The organism is Gordonia asplenii (assembly GCF_012933505.1).
GTDB lineage: Bacteria > Actinomycetota > Actinomycetes > Mycobacteriales > Mycobacteriaceae > Gordonia > Gordonia asplenii.
This window is the reverse complement of record NZ_JABBNB010000070.1, coordinates 1-1885: the sequence shown is the minus strand read 5'-3', so window position 1 is coordinate 1885 and position 1885 is coordinate 1. Positions and strand designations below refer to the sequence as shown.

The window sequence follows — 1885 nt, the reverse complement described above, 5'->3', positions numbered from 1 at the left end:
GGAAATGGGGTGTGACCTGCGATAATAGGGGTGTGGCTAAGTCGTATCGTCCGTTGAATCGGGATCAGGAGTTTCTGTTGCCGCCGAATATGGCGGACTGGTTGCCTGCTGATGATCCGGTGTGGCTGGTGATCGCGTTGGTGGATCGGCTCGACACCCGCGCGGTGCACGGTTTGCGCAAGACCGGCGGGGTGGGCCGCGCCGGTTATGACCCGGACATGTTGTTGACGTTGTTGATCTGGGGGTGGGCGCAGGGGCAGCGGTCCTCGCGCCGGTTGGAGAAGCTGTGCTACCGCGATATCGCGTTTCGGGTGATCTGTGGGGGTGACCCGCCCGATCATGTGACGATCGCCCGGTTCCGGGCGGCGGTGGCCCCGCTGATCGCGGACCTGTTCGCGCAGGTGTTGGCGGCGTGCGCGCAGGTCGGGATGGGGCAGTTGGGGGTGGTGGCCCTCGATGGGGTGAAGATCGCCTCGAATGCCTCGGGCGCGGCGAACCGCACCGAGAAGCATCTGCTGTCCGCGCGGGAGGCGGAGATCGCCCGGCTGCGGGAGAAACTGGCCGGTACTGCGGTGCAGGCCAACCTGGAACATGAGGCCAACGACACCGCCGATGAGGGGGACCCTGAGGCGGTCCCCGAGAATCTGCTCGGTTCCGATCGCCTGGCCCGCATTGATGAGGCGTTAGCCAGTGCGCGCGAACACAATCAGGCCGCCGCGAAGAAGCAGTCGACGCCGAAAGACCCCGCGGCCGAGGCGGCTAAAGCTGCCGAGCAGGCCAGCGCCCGAGCCACGTTCGTCCAGGAGTGGATGGCCAGGTGGGAGCGTGATCCACACAGCGTTCGGGGCATGGCCCCGATCGAAGTACGACTGACGATCACCGAACGGATTCTGGCCCGAGTCCGGGCCGCCCAACAGGCCAAGATCGACAGGTACCGGCCCGGGCAACGCGGCCCCAAACCCACCCCCGTCGAGGACACCAAGGCCGTCACGCGCGCACGAGCACAAGTGCAGCGAGTGCGGGTGCAGGTCGCCGACTATGAACGCGCCCAACAAGAACAACGTGACAAAGCCGCTGCCCGGGCGGCCGCGGCCGCCCGCCGCGGCCCCCGCAAACCCCATCGGGCCAACCCCGACACCCGCCGCAACATCACCGATCCCCAATCCCGGCCGATGCCGCTACGTGGAGGCGGCTGGGTCCAGGGGTACAACTGCCAGGCCGTGACCACCAGCGACGGTGTGATCATCGCCACCGGAGTATCGAACAACACCAAAGACTCCACAGCGTATCTGGAGATGATGGCCAAAGCTGTTGCCGCAGCACACCATATCGCCGCGCACCGCCCACCTGGATTCACCCCGACACCCGCCGGCGCCGAGGACCAGGACGAACAGATCGGGGTGCTGCTCGCCGACGCCGGCTACCTGTCGACAGACAACCTCACTGCCGACGGCCCCGACCGGCTCATCGCCACCGCCCAATCGCACAAACTGCCCCACAGCACCGACGGACTCACCCCACCGGCGCCCGACGCCGACCCCATCGAGAAGATGACCTACCGCCTAGCCACCGACGACGGCCGCAACCTATACAAACAACGCAGCCACATCGCCGAAACCCCATTCGGGCACGCCAAACACAACATGAAATTCCGGCAGTTCACCAGCCGAGGCCTCACCCGAGCCGACGCCGAATTCGCGTTCCACGCCATGGTCCACAACATCATGAAAACCATCGCAGCCGGCCACTGGGCAACCACCTAACCCCCCCCGGGGCGAAGCCCCCCGGGGGGAGGAAGCAACCCCCAGCACCCACGCCCGCAGACCCGCGAAAATTCGTCCAGCAAAATGGCCGCCGCCACCCAACACCAAAACGAAACAGCCCG

1 protein-coding gene is annotated in these 1885 nt (G+C 66.3%); it reads left to right on the top strand.

The annotated features are described in order from the left end of the window. Nucleotides 1–32: 32 nt before the first annotated feature. A complete protein-coding gene (locus tag HH308_RS29215) occupies nucleotides 33–1763 on the top strand; it encodes a transposase (RefSeq protein WP_170197806.1) in 1731 nt (576 codons plus the stop codon). Nucleotides 1764–1885 lie beyond the last annotated feature (122 nt).